Annotated in this window: 26 protein-coding genes and 3 pseudogenes; 10 read left to right on the top strand and 19 right to left on the bottom strand. The window is 70.3% G+C overall.

Annotation, left to right across the window (positions count from 1 at the left end):
- Positions 1-7: 7 nt before the first annotated feature.
- From BN971_RS15130 to BN971_RS15115, 4 genes are all read right to left on the bottom strand, one after another.
- Positions 8-1,693, bottom strand: a complete 1,686-nt coding sequence (locus BN971_RS15130) for a bifunctional uroporphyrinogen-III C-methyltransferase/uroporphyrinogen-III synthase (protein WP_090350262.1) — start codon at positions 1,691-1,693, stop codon at positions 8-10.
- Positions 1,694-1,724: 31 nt separating this feature from the next.
- Entirely contained in the window at positions 1,725-2,675 is a 951-nt protein-coding gene (hemC, locus tag BN971_RS15125; protein ID WP_085179332.1) for a hydroxymethylbilane synthase, read from the bottom strand.
- Positions 2,676-2,688: 13 nt separating this feature from the next.
- On the bottom strand, positions 2,689-4,077 hold the full coding sequence (locus tag BN971_RS15120) for a glutamyl-tRNA reductase (RefSeq protein ID WP_085179333.1): 1,389 nt from the start codon (positions 4,075-4,077) through the stop codon (positions 2,689-2,691).
- A gap of 128 nt (positions 4,078-4,205) precedes the next feature.
- Complete coding sequence (locus BN971_RS15115; protein ID WP_090350260.1) at positions 4,206-4,454, bottom strand: glutaredoxin family protein; 249 nt, start codon at positions 4,452-4,454, stop codon at positions 4,206-4,208.
- Positions 4,455-4,513: 59 nt separating this feature from the next.
- Here BN971_RS15115 and BN971_RS15110 point away from each other — a divergent pair, with 59 nt between their 5' ends.
- The 5 genes from BN971_RS15110 to cmaA2 all read left to right on the top strand — a co-directional run bounded on the left by BN971_RS15110 (position 4,514) and on the right by cmaA2 (position 7,605).
- Positions 4,514-4,825: a WXG100 family type VII secretion target gene (locus BN971_RS15110; protein ID WP_085179335.1), complete on the top strand. Its 312-nt coding sequence runs from the start codon at positions 4,514-4,516 to the stop codon at positions 4,823-4,825.
- Positions 4,818-5,108, top strand: coding sequence for a WXG100 family type VII secretion target (locus tag BN971_RS15105; RefSeq protein ID WP_085179336.1), 291 nt, complete (start codon positions 4,818-4,820; stop codon positions 5,106-5,108). Before BN971_RS15110 ends, BN971_RS15105 begins: the two co-directional genes overlap by 8 nt.
- Positions 5,109-5,206: 98 nt before the next feature.
- Positions 5,207-6,130 carry an HAD family hydrolase gene (locus BN971_RS15100; RefSeq protein WP_085179337.1) on the top strand — a complete coding sequence of 308 codons (924 nt, stop codon included), beginning with the start codon at positions 5,207-5,209 and terminating at the stop codon, positions 6,128-6,130.
- A 43-nt stretch (positions 6,131-6,173) separates the two neighbouring features.
- Positions 6,174-6,686, top strand: a complete 513-nt coding sequence (locus BN971_RS15095; RefSeq protein ID WP_085179338.1) for an FAS1-like dehydratase domain-containing protein — start codon at positions 6,174-6,176, stop codon at positions 6,684-6,686.
- Positions 6,687-6,696: 10 nt separating this feature from the next.
- Positions 6,697-7,605 carry a cyclopropane mycolic acid synthase CmaA2 gene (gene cmaA2, locus BN971_RS15090; RefSeq protein WP_085179339.1) on the top strand — a complete coding sequence of 303 codons (909 nt, stop codon included), beginning with the start codon at positions 6,697-6,699 and terminating at the stop codon, positions 7,603-7,605.
- A 102-nt stretch (positions 7,606-7,707) separates the two neighbouring features.
- Here the strand turns inward: cmaA2 and BN971_RS15085 are convergent, their stop codons facing one another.
- The 9 genes and pseudogenes from BN971_RS15085 to BN971_RS15045 all read right to left on the bottom strand — a co-directional run bounded on the left by BN971_RS15085 (position 7,708) and on the right by BN971_RS15045 (position 15,250).
- Complete coding sequence (locus BN971_RS15085; protein WP_085179340.1) at positions 7,708-8,784, bottom strand: lysophospholipid acyltransferase family protein; 1,077 nt, start codon at positions 8,782-8,784, stop codon at positions 7,708-7,710.
- A gap of 6 nt (positions 8,785-8,790) precedes the next feature.
- Positions 8,791-9,918 (bottom strand): SDR family oxidoreductase, encoded by a 1,128-nt coding sequence (locus tag BN971_RS15080; RefSeq protein WP_085179341.1) that lies wholly within the window; start codon positions 9,916-9,918, stop codon positions 8,791-8,793.
- A gap of 51 nt (positions 9,919-9,969) precedes the next feature.
- On the bottom strand, positions 9,970-10,071 hold the full coding sequence (locus tag BN971_RS15075; protein WP_003402602.1) for a 30S ribosomal protein bS22: 102 nt from the start codon (positions 10,069-10,071) through the stop codon (positions 9,970-9,972).
- 186 nt (positions 10,072-10,257) lie between these two features.
- Positions 10,258-10,512: a cell division/environmental response transcriptional regulator gene (locus BN971_RS15070; RefSeq protein WP_085179342.1), complete on the bottom strand. Its 255-nt coding sequence runs from the start codon at positions 10,510-10,512 to the stop codon at positions 10,258-10,260.
- 140 nt (positions 10,513-10,652) lie between these two features.
- On the bottom strand, positions 10,653-11,525 hold the full coding sequence (gene proC, locus BN971_RS15065; RefSeq protein WP_211279772.1) for a pyrroline-5-carboxylate reductase: 873 nt from the start codon (positions 11,523-11,525) through the stop codon (positions 10,653-10,655).
- A gap of 24 nt (positions 11,526-11,549) precedes the next feature.
- Positions 11,550-12,383 (bottom strand): thioesterase family protein, encoded by an 834-nt coding sequence (locus BN971_RS15060; RefSeq protein ID WP_085179344.1) that lies wholly within the window; start codon positions 12,381-12,383, stop codon positions 11,550-11,552.
- 17 nt (positions 12,384-12,400) lie between these two features.
- A complete protein-coding gene (locus BN971_RS15055) occupies positions 12,401-13,240 on the bottom strand; it encodes a sugar phosphate isomerase/epimerase family protein (RefSeq protein ID WP_085179345.1) in 840 nt (279 codons plus the stop codon).
- Between the two features lie 18 nt (positions 13,241-13,258).
- Positions 13,259-14,266: a hypothetical protein gene (locus BN971_RS15050; RefSeq protein ID WP_085179346.1), complete on the bottom strand. Its 1,008-nt coding sequence runs from the start codon at positions 14,264-14,266 to the stop codon at positions 13,259-13,261.
- Positions 14,263-15,250, bottom strand: a pseudogene (locus tag BN971_RS15045) (Ppx/GppA family phosphatase). The gene BN971_RS15050 and the pseudogene BN971_RS15045 overlap by 4 nt, the downstream one beginning before the upstream one ends.
- Positions 15,251-15,356: 106 nt before the next feature.
- Between BN971_RS15045 and BN971_RS15040 the strand changes: the two are divergent.
- Positions 15,357-16,142 carry a DUF3109 family protein gene (locus BN971_RS15040; protein WP_085179348.1) on the top strand — a complete coding sequence of 262 codons (786 nt, stop codon included), beginning with the start codon at positions 15,357-15,359 and terminating at the stop codon, positions 16,140-16,142.
- A 6-nt stretch (positions 16,143-16,148) separates the two neighbouring features.
- Here BN971_RS15040 and BN971_RS15035 read toward each other — a convergent pair whose 3' ends face one another.
- Positions 16,149-16,871 (bottom strand): FadR/GntR family transcriptional regulator, encoded by a 723-nt coding sequence (locus tag BN971_RS15035; protein WP_085179349.1) that lies wholly within the window; start codon positions 16,869-16,871, stop codon positions 16,149-16,151.
- 42 nt (positions 16,872-16,913) lie between these two features.
- Between BN971_RS15035 and BN971_RS15030 the strand changes: the two genes are divergently transcribed.
- The 4 genes and pseudogenes from BN971_RS15030 (at position 16,914) to BN971_RS15020 (ending at position 19,438) form a co-directional block, all read left to right on the top strand.
- Entirely contained in the window at positions 16,914-17,864 is a 951-nt protein-coding gene (locus BN971_RS15030; RefSeq protein WP_085179350.1) for a tocopherol cyclase family protein, read from the top strand.
- Positions 17,861-18,052 (top strand): annotated as a pseudogene (locus BN971_RS25095) (hypothetical protein); the annotation flags it as partial. The gene BN971_RS15030 and the pseudogene BN971_RS25095, both read left to right, overlap by 4 nt.
- Positions 18,039-18,830: pseudogene (locus BN971_RS15025) on the top strand (GMC oxidoreductase); the annotation flags it as partial. The pseudogenes BN971_RS25095 and BN971_RS15025, both read left to right, overlap by 14 nt.
- A 110-nt stretch (positions 18,831-18,940) precedes the next feature.
- Positions 18,941-19,438 (top strand): NUDIX hydrolase, encoded by a 498-nt coding sequence (locus BN971_RS15020; RefSeq protein ID WP_169718544.1) that lies wholly within the window; start codon positions 18,941-18,943, stop codon positions 19,436-19,438.
- Here the strand turns inward: BN971_RS15020 and regX are convergent.
- From regX to BN971_RS14995, 5 genes are all read right to left on the bottom strand, one after another.
- Entirely contained in the window at positions 19,435-20,118 is a 684-nt protein-coding gene (gene regX, locus BN971_RS15015; protein WP_085179354.1) for a two-component sensory transduction protein RegX, read from the bottom strand. The two genes, BN971_RS15020 and regX, sit on opposite strands and share 4 nt — an antisense overlap.
- On the bottom strand, positions 20,115-21,344 hold the full coding sequence (locus BN971_RS15010; RefSeq protein WP_090350256.1) for a sensor histidine kinase: 1,230 nt from the start codon (positions 21,342-21,344) through the stop codon (positions 20,115-20,117). Before BN971_RS15010 ends, regX begins: the two co-directional genes overlap by 4 nt.
- A 153-nt stretch (positions 21,345-21,497) precedes the next feature.
- On the bottom strand, positions 21,498-22,253 hold the full coding sequence (locus BN971_RS15005; protein WP_085179356.1) for a phosphoglyceromutase: 756 nt from the start codon (positions 22,251-22,253) through the stop codon (positions 21,498-21,500).
- Positions 22,254-22,265: 12 nt separating this feature from the next.
- Positions 22,266-22,799: a type III secretion system chaperone family protein gene (locus tag BN971_RS15000; protein WP_085179357.1), complete on the bottom strand. Its 534-nt coding sequence runs from the start codon at positions 22,797-22,799 to the stop codon at positions 22,266-22,268.
- Positions 22,796-23,728: a glycosyltransferase gene (locus BN971_RS14995; protein WP_249262734.1), complete on the bottom strand. Its 933-nt coding sequence runs from the start codon at positions 23,726-23,728 to the stop codon at positions 22,796-22,798. Before BN971_RS14995 ends, BN971_RS15000 begins: the two co-directional genes overlap by 4 nt.
- Between the last annotated feature and the right edge of the window lie 3 nt (positions 23,729-23,731).

The following is a 23,731-nucleotide window of genomic DNA, read 5'->3' as shown; positions in this document are numbered from 1 at the left end:
GTCGCCACTAGCGCCTGCGGCTCTTCTTACGCGGCGGTGGCAGCGCCCCCTCGGCCCGCAACCGCGCGGCGTGCTCGGCCAGGGCGTCCACCAACGGACCGACCGCGGCCGTGTCCGGCTGGACGTCGACCCGCAACCCGAACTCGGCGGCGGTCTCGGCGGTCTTGGGACCGATGCAGGCGATGATCGTCCGCGCGTGCGGCTTACCGGCGATGCCGACCAGGTTGCGCACCGTCGAGCTGGACGTGAAGCAGACCGCGTCGAAGCCGCCGGTCTTGATCATCTCGCGGGTGGCCGCCGGCGGCGGCGCGGCGCGCACCGTCCGGTAGGCGGTGACGTCCTCGATCTCCCAGCCACGCTCGCGCAGCCCCTCGGCCAGCGTCTCGGTGGCGATGTCGGCGCGCGGCAACAGGACCCGGTTCACCGGGTCGAAAATGCTGTCGTAGGGCGGGAAGTCGTCGAGCAGTCCGAGCGAGGACTGCTCGCCGGCCGGCACCAGCTCGGGGCTGATGCCGAACGCGCGGACCCGGTCGGCCGTCTGCTCGCCCACACAGGCGATCTTCACACCGGAGAACGCGCGCGCGTCCAGGCCGAATTCGCCGAACTTCTCCCACACCGCGCGCACCGCGTTGGTGGAGGTGAACACGACCCACTGGAACCGGCCGTCGACCAGCCCCTTGACCGCCCGCTCCATCTGCGCCGGGCTGCGCGGCGGCTCGACGGCGATGGTGGGCACCTCGATGGGCAGGGCGCCGTAGGACGTCAGCCGCTCGCTCATCTCGCCGGCCTGGTCCTTGGTGCGGGGCACCAGCACGGTCCAGCCGTACAGCGCGCGGCTCTCCCACCAGTTGAGCTTGGCGCGGGCGGCCACGGTCTTGCCGATGGTCACCACCAGCGGTCCGGTCAGCGGGCCGGCCGGGTCCGCGGCGCCCAGCACCCCGGAGTCGGTGAGCCCGTGCAGCGTGGTCTCCACCGACCGCTGCTGGCAGGTGGTCCCGTGCGCGGTCACCACGCACGGGGTCGTCTCGGCCAGCTCGTGCTCGATCAGGGTGCGCGCCGTGGCGGCCAGGTTCGAAACGGTCGCCTGCAGGATCAGCGGCCCGGGCGCGGCGGCCAGCGCCTCCCAGTCGATGCCCGCCGCGTCGCCGGTGACGTCGGCGACGGTGTGCGAGGAGCCCAGCGGCAGCCCCGCATAGGTCGGGACCGAGCTGGCCGGGGCCAGGCCGGGGACGATCTCGATCTGCAGGTGGCTGCGCGCGACGGCGTTGACCTCGGCGACGACCGCGTCGACCGTCAGCGGGTCACCGGCCACCAGCCGGACCACGTCGACCCCCGAACGGGCCTCCGCGACCAGCGTTTTGGCCAACTCCGCGGGTTCACCCACCGCCGGGCGGACGTCGGGGCCGCCGGTGATCACCGCGGATGCCGTCGCGTCCTGGTGGGCGTCGGCTGCGGCTTCGGCGTTCGAGGGGGCCGGGGCGGCCGGCGCGGGACCGGACACCGGCGGCAGGTCCCGGCCGATCAGCGCCAGCACCGGTTCGGGCACGTCGGGGTCGATGAACACCAGGGCGGCGTTGGCCAGCACCGTGGCGGCCCGTGTGGTCAGCAATCCCGGGTCGCCCGGCCCCGAACCCACGTAGGTGATGTGGCCCGGCCTCGGCTTGCGTCCTCGCATGGGTGATTGGCGCGTCATTGTCGCTCCCACGTCGCTCTCACGTCCTGTCTCAATCTTCTCGCGCGGGTTCTTCTTGCCGCGCCGCCCGCATCAGCTCGCGGGCGCCAAGCTCGAACAACTCCGCGGCCACCGAGAGCCCGAGCTCTCGTGCCCGACCGGGAGCGCCGATGCCGGACGCCCGGATCACATCGGACCCGTCCAGTGCCGCCACGCAACCGCGCAGCGACAGCTCTTCGAAGACGCGACCGTCGTCATCGATGGACTCGACCACCTCGGCGATCGCGCCCACCGGTGCAGAGCAACCGGCCTCCAGTTCGGCCAACAGGGCTCGCTCCGCGGTGACCGCCGCGCGCGTGTCGGCGTCGTCCAACTCCGCCAGCACTGCCGCCAGCCGGTCGTCACCGGCGCGGCATTCCACGGCGAGCGCGCCCTGAGCCGGTGCTGGCAACATCTGCACCGGCTCTAACGTCTCGGTGACATCGTCGAGGCGACCCAGCCGGGCCAGACCGGCGCGGGCCACCACGATCGCGTCAAGATCACCACTGCTTACCCTGTTCAACCTGGTATCTAGGTTGCCTCGTAGGGGGCGGATTTCCAAACCGAGACCCAATGCTCTAAGCTGCGCGGCCCGCCGGGGGGACGACGTGCCCACCAGCGAACCCGCCGGCAACTCCCCCAGCACCAGCCCGTCGCGGGCCACCACGGCGTCGCGGGGGTCGTTGCGCGGGGGTATCGCCGCGATCGTGAACCTCGGGTCGTCGGCGGTCGGCAAATCCTTGTGGGAGTGCACCGCGGCGTCCACCCGGCCGTCCTCGATGGCCTCGCGCAGCGCGGTCGTGAACACCCCCACGCCAAGGGTCTGGATCGGGGCCGAGGATCGGTCGCCGGCTGTGCTGATGGTCACCAATTCCGCGGCGTGGCCGTTGGCGATCAACGCGTCCCTGACGACGCCGGCCTGGGTGGTGGCCAACAGACTGCCCCGGGTGCCTATCCGGATCACGTGTGCCAATCGGCTACTCGGTGGTCCGTTTGGGTGTGCCGGCGTCGAATCCGCTTGGCAGCACGGGCAATTCGCCGGCGCCGACGGCGGCGACCGAGTCTATGGCGGTCTGGTCGAGTTCGAACAGTTCGCGCAACGCCTCGGCGTAGCTGTCGCCGCCGGGGGCGCTGGCGAGTTGCTTGATCCGCACGGTCGGGGCGTGCAGCAGCTTGTCCACCACCCGGCGCACCGTGCGGGCCACCTCTTCGCGCTCGGTGCCGCCGAGCCCGGGCAGCCGGTTGTCCAGGCGCAGCAGTTCCGCCTCGACCACGTCGGCGGCGCGCTGACGCAGGGCGGTCACCGTCGGGGTGACCTCGGCCATCCGCTGGCCGGCCAGGTAGGCGGCGACTTCGGCCGCGACGATGTGGCGGGCCGCCTCGACGTCCGAGGCCGCGGCGTGCGCCGACGGTTCGCTTTGCACGCGGTCCACATCGACCACCCACACGCCGGGGAGGCCGGCCACCGCCGGGTCGACGTCGCGCGGCATGCCCAGGTCGCAGATGACCAGCGGGCGGGTGGCCTCGTCAACGTCCGAGCGGCGGGAAGTGGCCAGCGCGTGGTGCACGTCGGCCAGCGACACCACCGGGCTCACCGCGCCGGTGCAGCTGACCACGACGTCGGCGTCGGCCAGGGCGTCGGCCACGGCGTCGATGGTCCGGGCGTGGGCCCCGACCCCGGCTTCGCGGATCTTGCGGGCCAGCCGCTGCGCGCGGGACAACGACCGGTTCAGCACGTGCACGTGGCCGATGCCGGCGCGGGTCAGGTGCGCTGCGGCCAGTGCGCCCATCGCTCCGGCGCCGACGACCGCGGCCGTCTTGCCCTCCAAGCCGCCCAGCCGGCGCTCGGCCATGCTCAGGGCGACCGACACCACGGAGGCCCCCGCGGCGTCGATGGCGGTTTCGGAGTGCACCCGCTTGCCCACCGACAAGGCCCGCTGGGCCAGCTCGTGCAGCACCCGGCCGACGGTCTGGTTGGCCTCGGCCGCAGCGTAGGCGCGGCGCACCTGACCGAGCACCTGCTGCTCGCCGACCACGGCCGAGTCCAGGCCGCTGGCCACGGCGAACAGATGCTCGACGGCGGCCTCGCTGTAGCGCACGTAGGCGAATTGGGTCAGGTCGCCCATCGACATGCCGGAGTATTCGGAGAGCACCTGCCCGATCACCGCCAGGCCGCCGTGGAAGGCGTCCACCACCGCGTACACCTCGACGCGGTTGCACGTCGACAAGACCATGGCCTCGGTCACGAGCGGCGACTGCATCACGCGGTCGACGATCTTGCCTTGATCGGACTCGTCGATGCTGAGCTGTTCCAGGACCGAAACCGGCGCACTACGGTGCGAAACCCCGAAGAGCAAGACGCTCACGGCAGCATCACCTGGCCAGCTCCCTTGCTTCCTCCAGTGACTGAACTGCTGTCCACGGTAATCGTTGATGAGGTGGGCTACCAAATAATTGCCGAGCGTCACACCCGGCCGACCGCCGCGTCATCGGGTCACCGGGCCAGGTCGGCGCGCAGCCGGGCCTCGTCGATCTCCCAGTAGCTGTGCTCGCGGCCGTCGAGCAGGAGCACCGGCAGCCGGTCGCCGAACTCCGCCCGCAGCGCGGCGTTGCCCGCCTCGTCGACGTCGGTGGTCGACAGGTCGAAGCCCAGCTCGCCGGCCAGCTCGGCCAGCCTGGCGCGCATGCGATCGCAGACGGCGCACCCGTCGCGGGTCAGCAACTCCACCCGGTGCCCACTCATGGCCACCAGTCTGGCACCGCTGAATTGTGCCGTCGCGCGCGATTGCTTACGTTGCCGCTATGGCTGGCGAGGACGCGCTGCGGGCCGACCAACGGGAGATGCAGGATTTTGCCGCCTCCCTCGGGGGTGCGGCCGAGCACCTGGCGGCCCGGTTGGCCGAACTCGACGATCGGGTGGGCCTGCTGCTGGCCGGCTGGCGCGGGAACTCGGGAAGCGCGTACGCATCGGCGTGGGAGCTCTGGCATCACGGCGCCCGGCAGGTCCAGCAGGGCTTGGCGCTCTTGGCGCGTCTGGTCGCCGAGGCCGGTGCGGCCTACGCGGCCAACGAGGCGGGGTCCGCTCGGGCGATGCGGGCGGTGCGCCATGGCTGAGGCGTTCGGGGTCGATCCCCGGGCGCTGGCCGACGCGGTGCGCCGGATGGCCGAATTCCAGCGCCATGCCGAGGACTTGATCAACGAGATCGACTCTCGCGCAACGCAACTGCACGCGACGTGGACGGGTGCGGGCGCGGCGGCCCACGCCGAGGCGCATCAGCGCTGGACCCGTGGCGAGGCGATGATGCGCGAGGCGCTGGCCGCGTTGAAGAGCGCCGGTGAAACCGCACACGCCAACTACACCGGCGCGATGGCCACGAATCTGACCCTGTGGTCGTGAGCTGATCGCCGGGAGGGAACGCGCCGGGAACAAGCCCGATAGGGTTGATCTGCCGCCCACGGGTCACCGGGCGGCACAGCGATCGGAGAGGGTTGGCAGTGACTTCCTCGGGTTCCTCGGGCCCGGGCGGCGCGGACGTCGGTCCCGTCGACCTGGAGTTCCTGGCCGCAGATGCCAGCGCCGCCCGCGCCCTGGAGGGCCTGAAGGAGGCGGCCGCCGAGCAGGGTCCCCCCGGTCGCCCGCAGCCGCCGGTCGACCTGACCGCGGCCGCGTTCTTCGACGTGGACAACACGCTGGTGCAGGGATCCTCGGCGGTCCATTTCGGCCGCGGCCTGGCGGCCCGGCACTACTTCACGTACCGCGACGTGCTCGGATTCGTCTACGCCCAGGCCAAGTTTCAGCTGCTGGGCACGGAGAACAGCGACGACGTCGCCGCCGGGCGGCGCAAGGCGCTCGCCTTCATCGAAGGCCGGTCCGTCGAGGAGCTGGTGCGGCTCGGCGAGGAGATCTACGACGAGATCATCGCCGACAAGATCTGGCCCGGCACCCGCGAGCTCACCCAGATGCACCTCGACGCCGGGCAGCAGGTGTGGCTGATCACCGCCACGCCCTACGAGCTGGCCGCGACGATCGCGCGCCGGCTCGGCCTGACCGGCGCCCTGGGAACGGTCGCGGAGTCGGTCGACGGCGTGTTCACCGGCCGGCTGGTCGGCGACATCCTGCACGGCACCGGCAAGGCGCACGCCGTGCGGTCGCTGGCCATCCGCGAGGGCCTCAAGCTCAAGCGCTGCACCGCCTACTCGGACAGCTACAACGACGTGCCGATGCTCTCGCTGGTCGGCACCGCGGTCGCCATCAACCCGGACGCGCGGCTGCGGGCGCTGGCGCGGGAACGCGGCTGGGAGATCCGCGATTTCCGCACCGCGCGCAAGGCCGCCCGGATCGGGGTGCCGTCGGCGCTGGCCCTCGGCGCGGCCGGCGGCGCGCTGGCGGCACTGGCGTCCCGGCGCCAATCGCGCTGATAAGCTGCGCCGCTAGCAACCATTCGAGCGGGGAGCGCAGGGCATGACAGTTTCCGAATCGGCCCAGGGGATCATCGGCAGCAATTACCGGGGATCGGACTATTTCGAGGTCGGACGCGAGAAGATCCGGGAGTTCGCGGAAGCGGTCAAGGACGATCATCCCGCGCACCACGACGAGGCGGCCGCGGCCGAAGCCGGCTACCCCGAACTCGTCGCGCCGCTGACTTTCGCCGCGATCGCCGGGCGCCGGGTGCAGCTGGAGATCTTCACCAAGTTCAGCATCCCGATCAACATCGCACGGGTGATGCACCGCGACCAGAAGTTGCGCTTCCACCGCCCGATCCTTGCCCACGACCGGCTCTACTTCGATACTTATCTAGACTCGGTCATTGAGTCGCACGGCACCGTCCTCGCTGAAATTCGCAGCGAGATCACAGACGCCGACGGCAACCCGGTCGTCACCGGCATCGTCACGATGCTGGGTGAGGCCGCCAACCAGGACGCGAGCACTGAGGAAACAGTCGCCGCGATTGCATCGATATCAGCCGGAAAGTAGGGTGATTTCAATGACGTCACAGGGTGAAATGGGGGACACCCAGCTGAAGCCCCCGGTGGAAGCGGTCCGGTCCCACTACGACAAGTCGAACGAGTTCTTCAAGCTCTGGCTCGACCCGTCGATGACCTACAGCTGCGGCTACTGGGAAGAGGGCGCGGCGACGCTCGAAGAGGCGCAGTACGCCAAACGCAAGCTCGCGTTGGACAAGCTCAACCTCGAGCCCGGCATGACCCTGCTCGACATCGGGAGCGGCTGGGGCTCGACCATGCGGCACGCCGTGCAGGAGTACGACGTCAACGTCATCGGTCTGACGCTGAGCGAGAACCAGTACGCCCATTGTGTGGCTGAGTTCGACAAAATGGACAGCCCCCGCCGCAAAGAAGTGCGGATCCAGGGCTGGGAGGAATTCCCCGACGAACCGATCGACCGGATCGTGTCGCTGGGCGCGTTCGAGCACTTCGCCGACGGAGCCGGCGACGCCGGGTACGAGCGTTACGGCGTCTTCTTCAAGAAGTTCTACAACTTGCTGCCCGACGACGGCCGGATGCTGCTGCACAGCATCGTGGTGCCCAGCGCCGAGGAGGGCAAGCAGATGGGTCTGAAGACGACGATGACCCTGCTTCGGTTCATCAGCTTCATCCTGAAGGAGATCTACCCCGGCGGTAGGTTGCCCCAGGTGGAACAGGTCGACAGGTACTCGACCGAGGCCGGTTTCAAGATCGAACGCCATCACTTCATCGGCAAGAACTACGTTCCGACGTTGACGGCCTGGGCGGATGCGCTCGAGGCGCACAAGGACGAGGCGATCGCCCTCAAGGGGCAGGAGACCTACGACATCTACCTGCACTACCTGCGGGGTTGCTCGGACCTGTTCCGCGACGGCTACACCAACGTTTGCCAGTTCACGCTCGTCAAGTAGCTTGCACGCAAAGTGCCCCGGCGCCAAAGGCGCCGGGGCACTTGCCTTTTGCGCCCTGGGTGGCGCGAACGCCGCGTCGTTGGCCCGAACGACGCGGAGGGCTCAGCCGAAGAAGATGTTGCGGCGCCCGGCCAGCAGCCGGTACAGCGTCTGCTGGATCGTCTCGCGGACCTGGTCGGTGAGCTCGAAGGTCACCATCGGGTCGTCGGCGTCGCTCGCGGCGTAGTCGTCGGTATGGATCGGCTCGCCGAATGCGATGCGCCACTTCGACGGCAGCGGCACCAGGCCGGCGGGGCCCGCCAGCGGGAACAACGGCGTGATGGGGAAGTACGGCAGCCCGAACAGCCGCGCCAGCAGCTTGACGTCGGTCAGCATCGGATAAATCTCTTCCGAACCGACGATCGAGCACGGGATGATGGGCGCCTTGGTGCGCAGCGCCGCGGTCACGAATCCGCCGCGGCCGAAGCGTTGCAACCGGTAGCGGTCCTCGAAACGTTTTCCCAGCCCCTTGTAGCCCTCCGGGAAGACGGCGGTCAGTTCGCCGGCGGCGAGCAAGCGGTGCGCGTCGGTCGTGCAGGCCATGGTGTGGCCGGCCTTGCGGGCCGCCTCCCCCACCATGGGCAGGTCGAACACCATGTCGGCGGCCAGCAGCCGCAGGTCGCGGTGGGCCGGGTGCTCGTCGTGCACCGCCACCGACAACATCAGGCCGTCGAACGGCAGGACCCCGGCGTGGTTGGCCACCAGCAGCGCGGCACCGTCGGCGGGCAGGTTCTCGATCCCGCTGACCTCGACCCGGAACCACGACCGGAAGAAGAACCTCAGCAACGGCCGGACGACCGCGCTGTTGAAGTGCGGATCGAAGCCGAACTCGTCGACGGCGTAGTCACCGGTGATCCGGCGGCGCAGGAACCCGGCCACGGCCGCGACCCGCTGGGCGAGGTCGTTCAGCGGCGCATCGGCGCCCCCGGGCAGGCCGGCCGCACCGGCGGCTCTGCGGTGGTCGTCGATTTCCCGGACGACCGCGGCGATCTGATCGGCCGACGCGTTCTCGCGCGAATCCGAAAGCAGGGAGGGGTGTTGACGGGATGACTCCGCGCGTTGATCCGCTCTGCGGCGCGCCGCTACCCGACCGCGATTGGTGTGCAGAGGAATGACGTTGGCTCTGGTTTCACCCGCCACGATGTACTACCTGACCCCGCCCCACGGAATTGGATTTCGGCTACCCCAGCGCTGCGCCAGGGATATCGCGCGATCTTCCCAGGAGCGTACCCGATCGGGGCCGACTATGGGAGTCAGGCCGCGGCCGCGGACGTAGTCGTCGAAGGCCTCCGCGGTCGTCCATTTGGGCTGATAACCGAGCTCAGAGCGCATCCGTGTGGTGTCCATGACGCGGCCGTAGCTCAAATAATCGAACTGATCGCGACTGATCTCGTTGTAGCGGTTGGCCCGCCTCAGCGAGTCGAGCGCCCACACCCCGAAACCCGGCACGGGCAACGGGATCCGGCCGGCTCGCCGGATCGCCTGCGACAGCATGATGATGCCGTCGGCGCCGATGTTGAAGGTGCCGGCCTTGCCCGCCATCGCCGCCCGCTCGAGCGCGCCGAGCGCGTCCTGCTCGTGCAGCAGCTGCAATCGGGCGTCGCGGCCGAACATGGTCGGCACCAGGGGCCCGGCCAGGTACCGCGACAGCGTGGTGTCCATCGCCGGCCCGATCATGTTGGCCAGCCGCAGGATGGTGACGGCGATGTCGGGCCGGCGCCGGCCGAGTCCGCGGGCGTAGCCCTCGATGTCGAGGCTGTCCTTGGCGAAGCCGCCCCGGAAGGGCCTGCGGCTGGTGCTGTCCTCGGTGAACATCACCGGATCGTGCGGGCTGGAGCCGTACACCTCCGACGTCGACTTCAGCACGACGCGACGCACCGAAGGGGCCTTCTGGCACGCGGCGAACAGCTGCATCGCACCCATCACGTTGATTTCCTTCAGCGCCGCGGTGCCGCCGGAGCGCGGCGCGTAGGACGCGGCCGCGGCGTGCACCACGGTGTCGACGTCGCCGTTGCGAATCACCTTGGCGATGAAGGGGTTTCGAATGTCCGCTCGGACGAACTCGGCGCGGCCCATGCGCCGCAGCATGTCCTTGCTGGGCGCGATCGCGTCCACCGCGATCACCGTGTTGATCAACGGGTTCTGCGCGAGCCGGGCCGTCAGGTAACCGCCCAGAAACCGGCACGCGCCGGTGACCAGCACCACCTTGGGGTAGTGCACGGTGTCACGTCCGGCGCCGCCGGTTCCGGCGCCTTCCCCGCTCGACGAGTCCACCCGAACAGCCTAACGGCCGAGTGCGGCGCGTGCGGTGAGGCGGGCGGGGCCCTACTTGCCGAGTTTTCTGCGCTGCACCCGTGTACGACGCAGCAGCTTGCGGTGCTTCTTCTTCGACATGCGCTTGCGCCGCTTCTTGATTACTGAACCCATTTAAAACCCTGAGAACCCATTGACTCGGCTGACTCCGCTATCTGACCCGTGACGCTTCCCGCGACTTTCCAGGACTTGAGAATGACCTCGCCACTTTACCCGGCCGGTCCCGCCGAACACCAAACCGGTGCTGGCCGGCCGCCGGATGGCGGGCACGTCACACGTCGGACGTGCGCAGCGAGCGGGTCAGCCCGCGTCGAAGTAGGACGTCTCCAGCATGTCGTGGACGGCCTTGGCGTGGACGCGGAAGGACCGCCCGACCCGAACGGCGGGCAACTCTCCGTTGTGGACCAGCCGGTAGACCGTCATCTTGGACACCCGCATCAGGGCCGCCACCTCGGCGACGGTGAGGAATTGTGTCCTGGCCTGCTGGGCGTCGACGGAACCGGTGTCCCGCTTGCCTGCAGAATCTCGCGCCGATGGCCCGTTCGTAGACGTCATCGCAACCCAATCGTGTCGGGCACACGCAATGCCAGCGGCTTCCCCTCCGCCGGCACCCACGCGCGCTTACAGAGAGGAGAATAGCGGGACTAATGGGGTTACTGGTACTGGTGAGGGACAATCTCTCGAAAAAACCTTAATTATTCCGATGTAATTCTTAGCTGCTCAGAGCGGGTTTTTGCGGCCTGAACCGCGGCGTCGACGGCCACCCGCAACCCGCCCCGCTCGAGTTCCCGCAGCGCAGCGGCGGTCGTGCCGCCGGGGGAGGTGACCGTGGCCCTCAGCTGCGTGGCCGTGGCGTCGGGCGACGACCCGTCGAGCCCCGGGGTCGCGGGGCCGCCGGAATCCATCCGCTCCAGCATCATGGCCGCGGCTCCGGCCATCGTCTGCGCGGTCAGGGACGTGGCCACCTGGCGGCTCAGGCCCGCCGCGACGCCCGCGTCCACCAGGGCCTCGGCCATCAGGAAGAAGTACGCCGGCCCCGACCCCGAGAGGGCGGTGACCGCGTCCATCTGGGACTCGGGCACGCTGAGCACCTCGCCGACGGAGTCGAACAGCGCCGAGACCTCCTCCAGCTGCGGAGCGGTAACGAACCGGCCGCTGGCCAGCGCCGTGACCCCGGCCCCCACCAGCGCCGCCGCGTTCGGCATCGCCCGCACCACGGGCGTTCCCGCCGGCAACTTGGACTCGAAGTACGCGATCGTGATGCCCGCCGCGACGGTGACGAACACCTGCTCGGCGCTGTCGCTGTCGGCCGTCGCGGCCACCCGGGCGACCTCGGCCAGCACCGGCCCGACGTCACCGGGCTTGACCGCGACGACGACGAACGACGCGTTGTCCACGGCGTCGGCGACGGAGGAGACGCGCACCGAGTAGGTGTCGGCGAGGTACTTGGCGCGCTCGGGCACCCGTTCGGCCACGACCAGGTCCTTGACCTGCCGGCCCGCGCGCAACAGACCCGACAGCAATGCCTCCCCGATGCTGCCGCCACCGATGATCGCGATTCTTGCCATGCCGGACAGCATCGCAGACCTCGGCTACTGCCGAGCGGCAGGGACCATCGCGAGCTGGCGCGCCTGGACCACCAGCCGGCCGAGCTGATCGACGACGATGTGGTCCTCGTCGAACCAGTCGTGGCCGATCTCCATGCAGGTGGCGATGATGCGCAGCCAGCCGTCGGCGGGAAGGGCCCGCAGGTAGGCGGTGAGCTGGACCGTCGGCGCCCAGCCGGTGCGGCCGACGGCGAAGGTCACGGGCGCCGACAGGTCGCCGCACATGAGCGCGAACAGCGGGTCCGGCGCCACCCCGCGGGGGCGGGCCCACATCTGGATCATCGGCGGGCGCCCGTCGTCGCTGACCCGCATCGTCGACAGCAGCGGTCGCACGTCGCAACCCTCGCCCAGGTGAACCAGGCCGGCCAGCGGGTGGCCGGGCCCGATCGGGTCGATGTCGTCGGGCGGTTCCGGCGCCATCAGCTCGAGGACGGGGTTGGCCGACAGCAGGGGCGCGGTGTTGCCGCCGGGCGGAAAGTGCTCCGGCTCGCCGAGGTTGACCACGGCATGCACCGCGGTGCGCTCACCCTGGGTCAGCTCGACGTCGACCACGCTGATCCGGCGCCCCCGCTTGCGGATCGACGTCGCCAGCCGCATCGGCCCCGGGTCGGGCGCCGAGAGGAAGCTGGCCGACACGGCGACCGGTTCCAGGCCGCCCGCATGGCCGTCGTGCGCGCTGCGGGCGGCGTTGGCGCACAGCGCCATCATCGCGCCGCCGTGCACCTTGGGTCCGATGGTCCAGTGACGGTCCAGCTCGCCCTCGAAGAGGCCCTCCCCGAGCGCCCGCAACGCCATCGCCGAGGTGAATAACGCGTTCACGTGTCTCCCGGAAGTTGTCAGCGCAGCAGGTGGGTGCGGGCGAACTGCAGCGACTCGGCGAGCATGTCCTCGCGCTCGCCGGCCGAACGCGCGCTGGAGGTGGACACCTCCAGGATGACGTGCCCGGCAAAGTTGCCCCCGGCCAGCATCTGGCAGACCTCGGCGGCCGGTTGCGTGCCGCGGCCGGGTATCAGATGCTCGTCGGCGGGCGCGCCGCTGCCGTCGCACAGGTGCAGGTGGACCAGGCCCTCCCCCATGCGCTGCGCCATGTCCAGGGAGTCGGTGCCCGCGGTCGCGGTGTGGGAGAGGTCGAGGGTGTAGTGCGCGTGGTTGCCGTCCAGCGGATCATACGACGGCGCGAAGGCCGAGATCGCCGGCCCGGGCCCGCCGCCGCGCCGGCGCATCCGTTCCCGCGACTGCCCGGGAAAGAACCGGTCCGCGCGGAACGGGAACATGTTCTCCACGGCCACCAGGACGTCGCTGGACGACTCGAGTGCCGCCACCTGCTCGCTGAACCCCTCGGCGTAGCGGCGTTGCCAGCGGAACGGGGGATGCACGACGACGGTCTGCGCGCCGAGCTGCTCGGCGGCCCGCACGCTGCGCTCCAGCTTGGCGATCGGGTTGGCGCCCCACACCCGCTGGGAGATCAGCAGGCAGGGCGCGTGCACCGACAGCACCGGCACGCGGTAGCGCCGGGACAGCCGCTGGACGGCGTCGATGTCCTGGCTGACCGACTCGCTCCACACCATGAGCTCGACGCCGTCGTAGCCGAGCCGGGCCGCATACTCGAACGCGGCCTCGGCCCGCAGGGGGTACACCGAGGCCGTCGACAGTCCGACTTTGATCGCTGGGCGCACGGTCTCGACTGGTGATGCCTAGCCCGACTGCAACGACAACGCCAGCGGGCCCAGGGTGATCAGCGCCCCCACCGCGACCGCGATCAGCGTGCTGGCGATGTCCTCGGTCTTGCGGACCACCCGGACCCCGACCACCAGACCGAGGATGACCAGCACCGAGAGCACCAGCGCCACGATGCTGTTCCAGCGCCACAGCTGGTCGAACGCCACGAACAGCCCGGCCCCGAACAGCACCGCCAACACCGACTGGAACACGACCGCGGCGGCGCGCCACGCCGCCTGGAGCCGGTCGCGAATTCCGTGGGCGCCGGTGGACTCGTCCGCGCGGACCTCGTCGAGCGCTTCGGCGGCGTCGGCTTCCGCCGCCTCCGCGGCCGCGGCCTTCTCCGCGCCGCTGCGCCGCGCGAGCTCGTCGGCCAGGGTCTGCCCGCCGAACAGGGTCGAGTCCGAATCGCGCAGGTAGGAGCGCACGTACGCGGAATCCTCGACGTCCGCCCCGCGGACCTCGGCGTCCATCACCTCGACCGGTGTGCTGGCGTAGTGGTCGACCGGGTCCGGGCTCATGTCCTCGGCACCGGATTGCCCGGACTTGGCCTGCTCGGTTTCGTCGGCGCGCCGCGGCGGCCGCGGGTATTCGCTGCGCAGCGGGCCCGATGCCGGTTCCGCCAGCAGCTCCGACTTGGGCCAGCGCGGCTCGGGTTCCGACCAGTACGGTGCCCCGGGCCACTCTTCGGTGGCGGTAGCTGTGTCCGTCGCGGCGTCGGCGGGCGACTCGGCGACCCGCACGGTGCCGTCGGCATCGTGGTCCCGGTCCTGGTCCCGTGCCTGGTCGCGGTGGTCTTCGTCGCGGACGATCGGGATCTCGCCGGTCAGCTCGGCGACCGTGACGGCGTCGGTGTCGCCGCGGCGGCGGCGGCGCCGACGGGTGACGGCCGGGGCGCCGATGGTCCCGTTCCTGGCCAGCAGTTCAGCCACCGAGATCGGCCGGGTCCCGGGACCGTCGGCCTCGGAATGTGGTCCGGTCATGGTTTGTCGCCTCTCGATCGGTTCGCGTCCCGATCAACTGTCCGGCCTCCAGCATCGCGCACCGAAGTCTCCATGAGGGCGGTTCCGTCGGCTTCGCTGTCGAGTTTGCGCAGAATGAGACCTTCCCGTAATGCCCACGGGCAGATATCCACGGTCTCGATCGACAGCGCTCGCATGCTTGCCTCCGCCACCAGGGCACCCGCGACGATCTGCGGTGCCCGCTCGGCGCTCACTCCCTCCAACTCCGCGCGGTCAGCGGTCGTCATCCTAGATATGAAAGATATGAGTTGTCTGAGCCCGTTTGCTGTGAGCGTGCGTTTCACCCGCGGCCCGGCGGCCGAGGGGGCCGCGCCGGTCAGCCGGGCCAGCGAGCGGAACGTCTTCGACGTCGCCACCGCAAGGTCCGGCGCGCCGGCGTCGAGCACCATCACGGCGGCCTCGGCCAGCTCGGCGTCGAGCCAGTCGCGCAGCATCGCCACCCGGCGCCGGCCCGGGGGGTCGTCCGCCCAGGGGCAGCGAGAGCGCGACCTCGGGCTCCTCGTCGACGCCGTTGGACAGCTCGAGCGAGCCGCCGCCGATGTCGAGGTTGATGATGCGCCCGGCGCTCCACCCGTACCAGCGGCGCACGGCCAGGAAGGTCAGCCGCGACTCGTCGACGCCACGCAGCACCTTGAGCTCGACGCCGGTCTCCTTGCGCACCCGCGCGAGCACGTCGTCGGAATTCTCGGCGTCGCGCACCGCGGAGGTGGCGAAGGCCATCAGCTCGGAGCAGCCGGAGCTGTCGGCGATCTTGGCGAACTCGTCGATCGTGGAGATCAGCTTCTCGGCACCGCGCTTGGTGATCTTGCCCGAGCTGTCGATCGACTCGGCCAGCCGCAGCGTGGCCTTCGTCGAACTCATGGGCGTGGGGTGCCCGCCGCGGTGGGCATCAACCACCAGCAGATGAACCGTGTTGCTGCCCACGTCGAGCACACCCAATCGCACGCACACAACCTAGTCGTGTGAGGATGCGGCCCGGGGTGCGGCCCGCCGTGGCGGGGTCGGGTGTCAGCGGGGCGATGCGCCGGAATCGTGGTCTAACGTTGAGAGCGTGGCGAATTCGCAGTCGGAGCCGGGACGGGAGGTCGAGCTGGACTTTGCCCGGGAGTGGGTGGAGTTCTACGACCCGGACAACCCCGAACACCTGATCGCGGCCGACTTCACCTGGCTGCTGTCGCGCTGGACCTGCGTTTTCGGCACGCCGGCCTGCCATGGCACGGTCGCAGGCCGCCCGGACGACGGGTGTTGCTCGCACGGCGCGTTCCTGTCCGACGACGACGACCGCGCCCGCCTGGACGACGCGGTGGCGCAGCTGACCGACGACGACTGGCAGTTCCGCGAGAAGGGCCTGGGCCGCAAGGGCTACCTCGAACTCGACGAGCACGACGGCCAGGACATGTATCGCACCCGCAAGCACAAGGACGCGTGCATCTTCCTCAACCGGCCCGGGTTCCCCGCCGGCCCCGGATGCGCCCTGCACAGCAAGGCCCTCAAGCTCGGCGTGGCGCCGCTGACGATGAAGCCCGACGTGTGCTGGCAGTTGCCGATCAGGCGCAGCCAGGAGTGGGTGACGCGGCCCGACGGCTCCGAGATCCTCAAGACCACGGTCACCGAATACGACCGGCGCGGCTGGGGCTCGGGCGGGGCCGACCTGTATTGGTACTGCACCGGCGATCCCGGCGCCCACGTCGGCGCCAAGCAGGTGTGGGAGAGCCTCGCCGACGAGCTCACCGAGTTGCTCGGGGCCAAGGCGTACGCGGAGCTGGCGGCAATGTGCAAGCGTCGCAGCGGCTTAGGGCTCGTCGCGGTGCACCCGGCGACCCGGATCGCCGAGTAGCCCCGGCTAGTTCTCGCCGATCGCCAAGTAGCACAACACCATTCGCTGCGCGCTGGCGAGCAGGTAGGCCTCGACCGCCGCGGCGGCCGCGTCGGCGTCGTGGGCGGACACCGCCTCGGTGATCGCCCGCAGGTCGGCGACCACGGGGGCGGCGTCATCGTAGGCCGCGGTCAGTTCGTGCTCCCGGCCGCCGAAGGCCTGCTCCACCCAGCGGTACAGCAGCCCCAGCGCGCGGTTGCGTCCGGCGTGGATGAGCACCCGGAAGTAGGCGAGGTCGGCGGCCTGGCGGGCGGCGGCCCCGTCGGCGTCCCCTACGGCGGCCAGCGCGGTGCGCAGCGCGTCGACGTCCGCGGGCCCGGCCCGCTGTGCGGCCAGGCGGCCGATCAGCGGCCCCAGCCCCGCCCGGACTTCCAGCAACTCGACCAAAAACTCCGGGCCCAGCTTGCGAACCAGCGCCTCGACCACCGCGGGATGGGTGAGGCCCTGCGGGTCGCGCACCACGTTGCCGCTGCCGTGCCGCGTCTCGATCAGGCCCATCTGCTGCAGTCGCGCCAGCCCCTGTCGCAGCGACGTCCGGTTGACCTCGAGCTGTTCGGCCAGCTCACGCTCGGGCGGCAGGGCCGAGCCCGGCGGGAAGACGCCGTCGAGGATGGCGTCGGCGATCGACGCGGCGATCTGTTCGTCGACGCGCTGGCGGTCGGGCGGCTGCAGCGGGCTTGACTGGTTCATTGGCTCAACCAATATAGTGGACGGGCACCCGGAGGTGAGCACATGGACGAGGAGCTGCGGTCGGCGGCAGTCCCCCGCTGGCGGGGCACGGCCGGTCGCCTGGAGGTCTGGTACGCCACCCTGTCCGACCCCGTCACCCGCGCCGGGCTGTGGATCCACTGCGAGACCGTGGCGCCGCTGCAGGGGGAGCCCTACGCGCACGGCTGGGCGACCCGGTTCGCCGCGGACGGCCCGCCCCGCACCGAACGGTTCGGCCCCCAACCCGTCGAACCCGCGAACGGCGCCGCGTGGTTCGACTCCGCGGGGGCCCTTGTCGGCCCGGAGCGGTTGACCGGGCGGGTGGGGCCGCTCGCCTGGGACCTGTCCTGGAAGGACGGCGGCCCACCACTGTGGACCTTCCCGCGCGCCGCCTGGGAGCGCGAGTTGCTGCCGGGCGCCCAGGTGGTGCTCGCCCCCACCGCCGACTTCGCCGGTACCCTGACCGTCGGCGACGAGGTGCGGCGCGTCGACGGCTGGCGCGGCGGCCTCGCCCACATCTACGGGCACGGCAACGCCAAACGCTGGGGCTGGATCCACGCCGACCTCGGCGGCGGCGACGTGGTGGAGGCCGTCACCGCCGTCTCCCACAAGCCGGGCCTGCGGCGGCTGGCGCCGATGGCCTTCGTCCGCTTCCGCATCGGCGGGAGGGATTGGCCCGCAAGCCCTTTGCCGTCGCTGCGGCTACGCACCACGCTCGGCCTGCGGCATTGGCAGCTGGAGGGGCGCATCGGCGGTCACAAGGTGCTGATCCGCGTCGACCAGCCCGCGGAGAAGTGCGTCAGCCTGCAATACACCGATCCCGACGGCGGCACCGCGGTGTGCACGAACACCGAGCAGGCTGACGTTCACATCGACGTCGACGACCGGCACTGGTCGGTGCTGGGCACCGGGCACGCCGAGGTCGGCCTGCGCGGCGGCGCGGCGCCCGAGCCCAACGAGAGGACAACGGCATGAGCTTTCTCCTCGACCCCCCGCTGCTGTTCGCCGCCGGTGTGCTGATCGAGCGCCGCCTGCCGTCGGACCGCCGCGACGTCGCCGAGGCCGCCACCCTGGGTGTGTTCTTCGGCGGGTCGTTCGGCCTGTACAACAACGTGCCCGGACTCGGGCCGCTGTGGCGCCCGTTCCGCGCCCGACGGCACCGCGCTCGACGTCCTGGCCGACACGGTGATCGTGGCCGCCGGCGCCACCGAGACCCCGGGGCTGTTGCGGCGCAGCGGATTTGGGGCACACCCGCGCCTGGGCCGCAACCTCGCGCTGCACCCGGCGACGATGCTCGCCGGGCGCTTCGACGAGGACGTCATCGCCTGGCACGGCGTGCTGCAAAGCGCCGCCGTCGACGAGCTGCACGCGTCGCACGGGGTGCTGATCGAGGCCACCTCCACGCCGCCGGGGATGGGGTCGATGGTCTATCCCGGCTACGGCGCCGAGCTGCTGGGCTGGCTCGACCGGGCGACTCACGTCGCCACGTTCGGCGCCATGGTGGCCGATCGCGGCGCCGGCTCGGTGTCCTCGGTGCGCGGCGAGACGGTGATCCGCTACAACATCGCCCGCGAGGACGCCGCCAAGCTGGTGGTGGCGATCGAGGCCATGGGCCGGCTGCTGTTCGCCGCCGGCGCGGTGGAGGTGCTCACCGGATTTCCGGGGGCCACGACCGTGACGTCGATGCCCGCCCTGCAGGACGCGCTGGGTCGATGCGACCCGAAAACCCTTCACCTGGCCGCCTTTCACCCGACCGGGACGGCGGCCGCGGGGGTCGACGCGCAGCGCTGCCCGGTGGACGAGACCGGCCGGCTGCGCGGGGCACAGGGGGTGTGGGTGGCCGACGCGTCGATCCTGCCCAGCTGCCCCGAGGTGAACCCACAGGTGTCGATCATGGCCCTGGCGCTGGGTGTGGCCGACGAAGTGGTGGCCGCCCGCTGATCGAGTGCGCACCCGGGGCATTCCGGGTGAAGCCAGGGCGACGACACGCCGGCGCGGCCCGCCCCCTGTTCACTCCCTGTGGCGCGGCCGCCGGTGTGTTAGAAACGGTGATGCCGACCCCGGACTTCATCGTCGAGCTTCGGCGCGCTATCGGCACCGCGCCGCTGTGGCTGCCCGCCGCTACGGCCGTCACCATCCACGATCGAAAAGTGTTGCTGGTCAAGCGTTCCGACAACGGCGCCTGGACGGCGGTAACCGGCATCGTCGAGCCCGGGGAAAATCCGGCGGACTGCGCCGCCCGCGAGGTGTGCGAAGAGACCGGCGTCATCGCCCGGGCCACCAGACTCGCATGGGTGCACGTGACCCGGCCGACGGTGCACGCCAACGGCGACCACGCCCAGTACCTCGATCACGTGTTCCGGATGCGGTGGATCTCCGGCGAACCGTTCCCGGCCGATGACGAGAGCACCGCCGCCGCGTGGTTCGACCTCGACGCGCTGCCGCCGATGACCGAGAACATGCGCCGGCGCATCGAATTGAGCGTCGGCGACGGCGACCGAACCGTGTTTGACACCAACGGTTTTCCGCCTACCGACCCCGCCCGTTAGCCTTCCAGCTTGTACCCCAGCCCTCGCACGGTCACCAGGTGCACCGGGTTGGCCGGGTCGGCTTCGATCTTCGAGCGCAGGCGCTTGACGTGCACGTCGAGTGTCTTGGTGTCGCCGACGTAATCCGCGCCCCACACCCGATCGATCAGCTGACCGCGGGTCAGCACCCGTCCGCTGTTGCGCATCAGGTATTCGAGCAGGTCGAACTCCTTGAGCGGCAACGTGATCGGGTCACCGTTGACGGACACGACGTGGCGCTCGACGTCCATCCGCACCGGCCCGGACTCCAGCACACCATCACTGATCTCGGAGTCGTCGTCACCGCCGCGGCGCAGCACCGCGCGGATGCGGGCGATCAACTCCCGCGCCGAATACGGCTTGGTCACATAGTCGTCGGCGCCCAGCTCCAGGCCGACGACCTTGTCGATCTCGCTGTCGCGGGCGGTCACCATGATCACCGGGACGCCCGAACGGGCACGCAGCTGCTTGCACACGTCGGTGCCCGACATCCCCGGAAGCATCAGGTCCAGCAGCACGATGTCCGCGCCGGTGCGGTCGAACTCGGCCAGGGCGGCCGGCCCGTCGGTCACCACGGTGGCCTCGAAGCCCTCCTTGCGCAGGAGAAAGGCCAGCGGATCGGCCAGGGACTCCTCGTCCTCCACGATCAACACACTGGTCATCGACTTAGCTCTTCCTCTCTTTCAGACCTGCCGGACCGCACGTCGCGGGCCCGCAGTTGCTCGGGCTGCTCATCAGTGTCCTGATAAGCGGGAATCGAAAGCGTGAAGGTCGACCCGGTGCCCGGCTTGCTCCACACGCCGATGCTGCCGTTGTGATTGGCCGCGACATGCTTGACGATGGCCAGGCCCAGCCCGCTCCCCCCCGTGGCGCGGGACCGCGCCTTGTCCCCCCGGAAGAATCGCTCGAAGACACGCTCCTGGTCTTCCAGGGCGATGCCGATGCCCCGGTCGGTGACCGCGATTTCCACGTTGTCCCCGCGGCGGCGGCGGCTGATCGACACCAGCGAACCCCGCGGCGAATAGGCGATGGCGTTGGAGACCAGGTTCGCCAGCGCGGTCACCAGCAGCGTCTCGTCACCCAGCACCTTCAATCCGCTCGGCGCGTCGGTGCGCACCTCGATGTCGGCGTTGTCGGCGGCCACCTTGTGACGCGAAATCGCCTCGGACACAACGGTATCGACTTCGACCTCGGTGACATTCGGCAGCCGCTCGGCGCCTTGGAGCCGGGACAGCTCGATCAGCTCGGCGACCATGTCCCCCAGCCGGTTGGCCTCGACGAGCACCTTCTCGGCGAACCGGCGAACGGTTTCGGAGTCATCCGCCGATGCCAGCAGCGCCTCGGCGAGCAGCGCCATCGCACCCACCGGGGTCTTGAGCTCGTGGCTCACATTGGCCACGAAGTCGCGCCGCGTCGCCTCCATGCGTGCGTAGTCGGACTGGTCGTGGGCGAACACCACGGCGAACCGCCGGTCTTCCTCGCTCAGCAGCCGGGCGTGACAGTGCACCGAGACCCCGGAGCGCCCGGCCGGACGTTTGGCGGGCCTCAGATCGAATTCGACGTCGGTGCCGTCGAGCGCCTGCTGGGCGGCGTGCCACGCCTGGTCTTCGAGCTGGCGGTCGCGCACCAGGCCCAGCTCCTTGGCCCGGTCGTTGAGGTAGACAACGTCGCGGTGGGCATCCACCACCGCGACCCCCAGCGGCATCAGCGCGCCGATGCGTTGCAGCATCTGCGCGACTGTGATTCCGGACCACTGGCTGGGCGCCCTGGTCGCCGGCCGGCTGCGTTCCCGCGACCGTGCGGACAAGCGGACCCCTACCGCGCCACCCGCGGCCAGCGCCAGCAAGGACAAAACCCCGGCCAGCAACAGCGCCGAGAACACAGTCACATAGCAAATCCTACAAATCTTCGGAAACAACACCCTAGCGGAGCGCGGCCAAAATCGGACAAGTCACATCTTGCGCCACAGGTGTTCGGCTTCCGTTTACACGATGTTTGGCAACCAGGCCTTTTGGACGCCCGGTCGGTGGCAACGGGCAACTCAGCCGCGACCCTGGCCGGCAACCGCCGCGGCGCCCGCGGCGGCCGCCTCCGGGTCCAGATACGTGCCACCGGCGAGCACCGGACGAAGGTCTGCGTCGAGGTCGTAGCGCAGCGGGATACCGGTTGGGATGTTGAGCCCGACGACCTCCTCGTCGGACATCCCGTCCAGGTACTTGACCAGGGCGCGCAGGGAGTTGCCGTGCGCGACGACCAGGACGGTCTTGCCCGACCGCAGGTCCGGGACGATCACGTCGGTGAAATACGGCAGGAACCGGGCCACCACGTCGGCGAGGCACTCGGTCAGCGGGCCGCCGCCGATGTCGGCGTACCGCGGATCGGCGTCCTGGCTGAATTCGCTGCCCCGCTCGATGGGCGGCGGCGGCGTGTCATAGCTGCGCCGCCACGTCATGAACTGCTCTTCGCCGTAGCGCTCTTTGGTCTCCGACTTGTTCAGGCCCTGCAGCGCCCCGTAGTGGCGTTCGTTGAGCCGCCAGCTGCGCCGCACCGGGATCCACAGCCGATCGGCGCGGTCGAGGGCCAGGTGTGCCGTGGTGATCGCGCGCCGCAGCAACGACGTGTACAGGACGTCCGGCAAGAGACCCTGTTCGGCCATCAGCTCGCCGCTGCGCACCGCCTCGACGCGGCCCTTTTCCGTCAGCCCGACGTCCACCCAGCCGGTGAACAGGTTGAGGGCGTTCCAGTCGCTTTCGCCGTGGCGCAGCAGCACCAGCGTGGCGGTGTCGTTGCGTTGCATCGGCCTAGCATTTCACGGACGGAGTTCGCCGTCGCGCTCCGCATCGTCGTCTTCGTCCTCGATCAGGTGCGCGAACGCCTGCAGGTTCTTCAGCGACTCGCCGCGCGACACCCGCCACTCCCACTCCTTCTGGATGGACGAGCGAAAACCCAGCTCCAGCAACGTGTTGAAGTCGGAATCCACGGCTTCGAGCACCTGCCCGAGCACCCGGTCGATCTCGTCGGCGTCCACCGAGGCCAGCGACATGCGGCCCACCAGGTAGATGTCGCCGACGTTGTCCAGTGTGTAGGCCACCCCGTAGAGCCGCCGATTGCGCCTGAGCAGAAACCGGTAGACGCCCTCGTGGTTCTCGTCGGGTCTGCGGCACACGAACGCCTCGACGCGCACCGAGTGCTCGCCGATGCCCAGGATGGTGTTCGTCTTGAGCTTGCGCTCGCCGGGCAACTCCACGACCAGGCCGGGCGATCCGCCATGGGCACCGGCGAATTCGGAGTAGGTCAGCCCGCTGGCCCGCAGCGCGTCCTCGATGACGCGCTGCACGCTCATGCGCCGACGCCGCGACGCGGCGCCCAGTGGCGGGGCCTGCGCATGGCCGCCCGGTGGCGGACCCGGCGCTGGCGCTCGGCGGGAAAGTCCCCGATCGCGCGGCGATAGCTGGCGAGCAGGGCGTCGGTGGTGTTGTCCCAGGAGAACGTCGCCGCGTGCGCGGCGGCCGCGTGACGCATCGCCTCGGCCTGCGGCGCGCCCAGCCGCAACAGCCGATCGAGCGCGGCGCGCGCGGCGCGCCGGTCGCCGGGGCGGAACACCTGCAGGTCCACTCCGGGATGGACGACGTCGATCCGCGCCGGATCGGCGCGATGGATCGTGATCAGCTGTTTCGCCTCGTCCTCGGTGTTGACGATCAGCCGGTCGGCCTCGTCGACGACCTGCTGCTCCCCGACGGTGCGCAGCGGCGGCTCGGGGGCATCGCCGTCGGCCAGCGCGGCGTTCTTGACCGCGGCCAGCGTGTGCGCGGTATGCACCAGCGGGACGGCCCAGCGGTCGCGGGCCAGCCACCCGACCTGCCCGGACAGCCAGTAATGCGAGTGCACGATGTCGTAATACCCGGGCTCGTGGGACGCCTCGGCGCGCAACACCCCGGCCGCGAAGGCACACAACTGGGTGGGCAGGTCGTACTTGTCCAGGCCCTCGAACGGGCCCGCCACCACGTTGCGCACCAGCACCCCGGGCGCCACTCGCTCCACCGGCGGGGCGGTGGACGCGGTCGCCCGGGTGAAGATCTCCACCTCGACGCCCCGGCGGGCCAGATGCAGCGCGGTTTGCAGCACATAGACGTTCATTCCGCCGGCGTCGCCGGTGCCGGGTTGGGCCAAAGGAGAGGTGTGCACCGCCAGCACCGCTACGCGGCGCGGGTCGTCGCGCCGGAGGACGTCGTCGTGCCGCACACTCTCATCTTTACAGCACGGTGGCCGCACGGG

Origin of the sequence: Mycobacterium bohemicum DSM 44277 (genome assembly GCF_001053185.1) — a bacterium.
GTDB classification, from domain to species: Bacteria; Actinomycetota; Actinomycetes; order Mycobacteriales; family Mycobacteriaceae; genus Mycobacterium; species Mycobacterium bohemicum.
The sequence above is the reverse complement of the archived record's forward strand: the minus strand, read 5'-3'. Positions and strand labels throughout refer to the sequence as shown.